The 6,025-nt window shown below is 32.8% G+C and carries 7 protein-coding genes; 1 reads left to right on the top strand and 6 read right to left on the bottom strand.

What is annotated here, in order from left to right; genetic code table 11:
* The first annotated feature begins 287 nt into the window (after positions 1-287).
* A complete protein-coding gene (locus Q0C22_RS09335; protein WP_291494084.1) occupies positions 288-1,529 on the top strand; it encodes an O-antigen ligase in 1,242 nt (413 codons plus the stop codon).
* Between the two features lie 187 nt (positions 1,530-1,716).
* Here Q0C22_RS09335 and Q0C22_RS09330 read toward each other — a convergent pair whose 3' ends face one another.
* From Q0C22_RS09330 to Q0C22_RS09305, 6 genes are all read right to left on the bottom strand, one after another.
* The gene (locus tag Q0C22_RS09330; RefSeq protein ID WP_291494082.1) at positions 1,717-2,433 is read right to left on the bottom strand and encodes a nucleotidyltransferase family protein; all 717 of its coding nucleotides are present in this window, start codon (positions 2,431-2,433) and stop codon (positions 1,717-1,719) included.
* Positions 2,426-3,010 (bottom strand): SIS domain-containing protein, encoded by a 585-nt coding sequence (locus tag Q0C22_RS09325; RefSeq protein ID WP_291494080.1) that lies wholly within the window; start codon positions 3,008-3,010, stop codon positions 2,426-2,428. The genes Q0C22_RS09330 and Q0C22_RS09325 overlap by 8 nt, the downstream gene beginning before the upstream one ends.
* A 1-nt stretch (position 3,011) precedes the next feature.
* Positions 3,012-4,031: a dehydrogenase gene (locus tag Q0C22_RS09320; protein ID WP_291494079.1), complete on the bottom strand. Its 1,020-nt coding sequence runs from the start codon at positions 4,029-4,031 to the stop codon at positions 3,012-3,014.
* On the bottom strand, positions 4,025-5,068 hold the full coding sequence (locus tag Q0C22_RS09315) for a glycosyltransferase (RefSeq protein ID WP_291494077.1): 1,044 nt from the start codon (positions 5,066-5,068) through the stop codon (positions 4,025-4,027). The genes Q0C22_RS09320 and Q0C22_RS09315 overlap by 7 nt, the downstream gene beginning before the upstream one ends.
* Positions 5,065-5,544, bottom strand: coding sequence for a glycosyltransferase (locus Q0C22_RS09310; RefSeq protein ID WP_291494075.1), 480 nt, complete (start codon positions 5,542-5,544; stop codon positions 5,065-5,067). The genes Q0C22_RS09315 and Q0C22_RS09310 overlap by 4 nt, the downstream gene beginning before the upstream one ends.
* Positions 5,545-5,555: 11 nt before the next feature.
* Positions 5,556-6,025: DNA methyltransferase (locus Q0C22_RS09305; protein ID WP_291494072.1), on the bottom strand; the 470-nt coding region annotated here is incomplete at its 5' end.

Here is a 6,025-nt window from a genome sequence, read left to right as displayed (position 1 = left end):
AATCATTTTAATCTAAACCTACTTTAAAAAACTATAAAACTCTTAAAATGTCTTTTAAATAATCTTTCTAAAAATATCAGTTTAACAGATTAGCGGGTCATTTATACGTTTTTAGATATTTTAGTATAAAGTTGTTTGGACAAACTGCAAAGTTTAGTTTTTGGTTGTCAAAATGATTGTTTTTGAATAATATTGTTGTTTGCAGGCAGTAGTTTTCAAAATACATTATGTTTTGTTGACACTTATACGCTTGTTCAAACGAGGGATAGAAAATTAAAAAACTTGATTTGATAAAATACAGTGCATTAAAATATTCAGCTTATAAGTTTATTTTTATAAGCACAGTATTGTTTGCTGTTTTTGTCAGTGTATCAATTGCAGCAGATAACCTTGCAATCAGTATAGGCGTTTTGGGACTGATTTTTTTAATTATTGCAAAAGAATTTAAATTTAAAAAAGAAGATTTGCCCATAGGTTTGTTTTCGCTAAAAGAATTTTTTTCTAGCGTTTTTTCACTAAACCCAATCCATTCTTTGCTGAATTTCCAGTATATCTGGCACTTTGCCCCCTATTGGATAACTTCGCGTTCAAAAGCCAATTTTACATTGATTGTTAATGTGCTAGGCGTTTTTACTATAATTGGAACTTTGGGGCTTTATTTTAATGCTTTTTTTGGCATTAGACCCGTTGATATTTTTTCTGTTGGAATAAATAATCTTCATTTTGTTAAACCAATGCCCGGAATTTTTGGTTTTAGCGGGTGTGCATCTTATGCTGGGATTATCATGGTAATGTCTAGCTTTTTCTTTGGAAGTTTGGGCATTTTTTTAAAGAATAAATTCTATTATTTAGTGTCGATTTTAGCATTTTTTGCTGGTATCTTAGCACAAGAAAGGGCCGATTGGCTGGCAATTATTGTAAGCATACTATGTCTGCCTTTGATTTTAAGAAATAAAAAAACCTTAATATTGCTTTTGCTTTTTGCTGTAGTGTCTATAGGGTTCTACAACACAAGTTTTATACAAAAAAGACTAAATCAAACCATATATTACGAAAAAGATCCAGGTATTGTTATAAGATTTGCAATGATGAAGGCTTCTTTAGAGGTTTTTAAAGAATCCAGCATGTTTAGAAAAATATTTGGCTATGGCCCTTCTTTTGGCGCACAGGTTATACATAAAAAAGCAGTTTTCTACTACAAACAAATGGCTGTCAAAAATCATATTGATCCAAATATAGAAGTGCCAACTACAATTGATAATTTTTACTTCAACACACTTATGAATTCTGGATTATTTGGACTGGCATTAATACTTTGCGCTTTTTTAATGCTTTTAATAAACAATATAAAAAGGTTAAAATCTGCCGATACCCAGCAAAAAGGTATATTGGTAGGAATAATACTTGGTTTAATCGCTTTTTATGTTGCAAGCGGATTTGATAATCTTTTGGGTAGTGCGCAAGTGAGCATTTATTTATCTTTTATGCTTGGTTTAGCTGAAATTGGGCTAAAAAATAATATTTTATAAAATTATCGTTATAACGGCTTTTTATAAAAAAACCAAACTGTTAACCTGAAGTACTCTTTTGTCATCCTAAAGAGCCAATTCCTGTCATCCTGAAGTGTCAGCGAAGTTAGTCATCCTCAAGCGTCAGCGAAGTTAGTCATCCTAAACGCATGTGAAGGATCTAAAAGGAAAAGCAAAGCTCTGATCCCTATGTGTTTTTACTTTTGTATGCTTTAATTTCTTGTTTGAATTTTTCATAGTCTTCTGGCACGCCTATGTCAATAAAATATTCATCAAAATTCTTGCCGTAAAAGGACAGTTTTTTATAGTAAAGTTCTAATAGATCTTTTTCAAATGAAAATTTTTCCGGTAAATCTATAAGTTCAAATAGTCTTTTGTTTATTATGTAAACCCCGCCGTTTATTAGACAATCTGAGATTGATCCTTTTTCTTTAAACCCGATTATGCGGTTTGAGCTATCCAATAAGACACTGCCGTATCTTTTGCAATTTGTCATTTGTTTTAAGGCAATAGTTAAAAGCGCGTTTTTTTGAATATGAAATTCCAAAAGTTTACTGAGTGCAACATCAAAGAATGTGTCGCCGTTTAAAATAAAAAACTCTTCGTCATCCTCCAAAGCACTAAGTGCTTTTTTAATAGCCCCGCCTGTGCCTAAAGGTTCATCTTCTACGGAATATTCTATATCTATTGACTTATATTTTTTTCCAAAATGATTTATTATTATTTGAGATTTATAGCCAACAGACAAAATCGTTTTTGTTATTTTATTTTCAATCAAGTAATCAAGCAAATATTCTAAGAATGGTTTGCCTGATATATCCGCCATTGGCTTTGGCAAATCTCCTATTGCGCTTCTTAGCCTTGTACCAAGACCGCCTGCTAAAATAACCGCTTTTTTAATCATGTTTAAACAGCTCTTTTTCTACAAGTTCACAAATTATGTGGCCAATTAAGATATGTGCTTCCTGAATTCTTGGAGTGTCTTTAGATGGCACATTGATTAAATAGTCTGATAGCTCTTTAATTTTGCCACCTGTTTCTCCAGTGAAACCAACTGTAGTCATTCCTGTTATTTTTGCCTGTTCAAATGCTTTTATGATATTTACTGAATTTCCGCTCGTTGATATGCCGATCAAAATATCGCCTTTTGCGCCTTTGGCTTTAACTAATCTTGAGTATACTTCATCATAAGAATAATCATTGGCTACAGCTGTTAGGTAAGAAGTATTTACATGAAGCGCTTCTGCAAATAGTGGGTCTCTATCGAAATAAAACCTGCCCGTAAGTTCGGCTGCTAGGTGTTGAGCGTCGGCTGCAGACCCACCATTTCCGCAAAGTAGAACTTTTTTATCATTTTTGTATGCTCTAATAATTGCGCTTGCTACTTCAGAAATTGTATTTAGTAAAACTTGATCGTATAAAATTGCCTTTTTCGTTTCAATAGAATTTTGTATTGCAGATATTATTTTATTTTCAAACATTTTATACCCTCCATGCCTCTAAGCCATATTTTGTAAACTGGTATCTTCTAAACTCACCGCCAAATTTTTGCAAAGCTTCAATTACTTTGTATCTTGTGTTTTTAGGACAATATAGCATCATAAATCCGCCTCCGCCTGCACCAGAAATCTTACCACCGCTTGAACCTGCCTTGAGTGCTTCCTCGTAAATCTCGTCAATAAGCGGGTTTGATATTTGGCTTGTCATTTGTTTTTTATAAAGCCAACCGTAGTTTAAAATTTCGCCTATTTCGCTTAGCCTGCCTTTTAGTAAAGCTTCTTTCATTAAAATTGCCTGTTCTTTGAGCTTGTGCATAGCTTCTATTGAATCATGATTTTTCGTCTGCACATTTTTTACTTGGGCTTCTATGATTTTCGATGACAGCCTGCTTGTGCCTGTATAGTATAACAGTATATTGAGCTGAAGTTCGTTTAAATACTCTTTTTTTATGCGCAAAGGATTTACGATAACATTGCCATCGTAAAACTCCATGAAGTTAAATCCGCCAAAGCAGGCAGCATACTGGTCTTGTTTACCTCCAGTTAAAGCCAAATCTTTCCTTTCTATCTCATAGGCTAGATGCGCAATATCATATTCGCCTAAAGGCAACGATAGCCATTCTGCGAAAGCACCAATAATAGCAACTACCAACGTGGATGAGCTTCCAAGCCCAGAGCCGGCAGGAGCATCTACATAAGTGCTAAGCTTAAAACTTAAAGGCTTTTTTGTAAATTCTTTTACTATGCGGTTATAAACGCCTTTAATCAAATCAAGATTGCCGTCAAACTCTAAAACTTCGTTTGAATCAAGTTCTATTTTTTCCTTCCTATCAATAGTCTCTATTGTAATTTTGCCATCTTGCGTTGGCTCAATTGTAGCGTAGGCATACATGCTTATTGTAGCATTAAGCACAGCACCGCCAAAATTATCAGAATATGGGCTAACATCGGTACCGCCGCCTGCAAGGCCAAGTCTTAAAGGTGCGCGCGAGCGAATTAGCAATTTAAAACCTCCTTGTATAAATTTATTACCTTATCGCCTATATTAGATATTTCAAATTCTTTAAATCTTTCATAAGCATTTTTTGGATCTCTTGGCGGCACAACTAGACCAGTAACGCCATTTTGATTTACGTAACTCATTCCTGAGCCTTCAACGTCAGTTGTTACCAACGGTTTTCCAAAATACAATGCTTCAACTAAAACTAAGCCAAAAGCTTCATTTTTTGTAATAGAAGGCAAGCAAAATATATCGCATAATTCCATAAAAGGCTTAATATTGTCAACTCTTCCCAATATATAAACTTTTTTTTCTAAATTTAAACTTTTTACCTTATCAATTAATTTATTGTACAAAGGCCCTCCACCAGCTATAAATATTATAGCATCTTCTCTGATATATTTGCCGGCCTCTACAAGATACTCAAAGCCTTTGTATTCGACAAGCCTGCCTAAAGCTAAGATAATTTTTTTATCTTTAACTATATTTGATATTTTGTTAAAGGCTTTATCTGTAGAGTCAGCTTTTAACCTTTTGATACCAAGCCCCAATGGGATAATAACCGCCTTTTTTTGAACCTCTTTTAATTGCAAAGAGCTTTCAAGATACTGTGGTGACGCACATATAATTTTGTTTGCTTTTTTTAGTGCTTTTTGTTGCAGTGGTTTGTAAAATTTATAAAAAATTTTTTGCTTTACTATGTCAGAGTGCCAATGGATTATAAGCTTTTTATTTGTGAATAAAGACAAAAAATCCGCAAGAGGATTAGGAACATGCGAATGTATTATGTCGTATTCTTCTGCTATCTTAAAAAAATTTTTAAGATAATTATAAGATATTGGAGCAGAATTGAGTTTTATATTCATTTTACACCCATAGTAATCAAAAAGCCTGTAATTTGAATTTTTGTTATTGTAATCAAAACATAGTAGATCAGCCTTTATTCCTTTAAAGTTCAAATATTCAAGCAAATCATAAGAAAAGAGCTCAATACCCCCTTCGTTTGGCGGACAAAATTTACCAAGGTGCAGAACTTTCATTTACCCTCCACCAAAATTTCGTTAAATAAATCTATGTGTTCATCAATTATTTTGTCTTTGTCAAACAATTTTAGCCTGTTTTTGCCTGCCTTAAGTAGATCGATTCTAGAATTTTCATTAGTTATAGCACTCAACAATTTCTCTATCATATCTTCAATATCATAAGGGTTAAAACAAGCTATTTTCTCTCCTAAGATTTCTCTAAGTACTGGAATGTTGGAAGCAACTACAGGACATCCAAGCGATAAAGCTTCAAGTGGAGGCAAACCGAAACCTTCAAATAAAGATGGAAATACAAATAGCTTGGCATTCTGATAAAGATTTATTATAATTTCATCTGATGGAGAAGTTATATCAACTATATATGGTCTAAGATTTAGACTCTCAACGATTTCATCTATTTTATCATCTTTATCTTTAGATCCTGCAATCACAAGCTTAACATTGATAGCTTCTTTAATTTTGCTGTAAGCCAAAATAAGATTTCTTAAATTTTTATGTTTTTTTCTAAATCTACTTCATCCAGATTTTTACCTTTTACGTTTATGTTTGAATCTATTATAAAGCCATCTATGATGTTAGATCTATTTTTAAAGCCAAATATTACTATGCACGATGACCTATTAAATGGGTTTGCCTTGTTGGTTATGTCATATATTCTAGATATTCGTGGTAATTTTGAATTTTCTGAAAATACCGAACTTCTTATAGAATTATATTGAGAACTGTCTAATATTGCTCTAGTAAGAACAAAGCCTATTTTTCCATTTTTCTTATCTTTTAGATATTCTTGGCTTCTTGCTATAAAGAATGCAGCCATATCTTGATGTGTTTTATTTTTACTACCACTACTTAATCCATAATCTTCATATATCTTGTCTAACATTTTTTGTCTATATGGAGATTTAACATCTTTATAAGTTAGCCAAGGAGGGTTTCCCAATACAACATCAACAT

Source organism: Desulfurella sp., assembly GCF_023256235.1.
In the GTDB taxonomy this organism is placed as follows: domain Bacteria; phylum Campylobacterota_A; class Desulfurellia; order Desulfurellales; family Desulfurellaceae; genus Desulfurella.
Note: the sequence above shows the minus strand (reverse complement) of the source record. Positions and strands in the feature narration are given on the sequence as shown.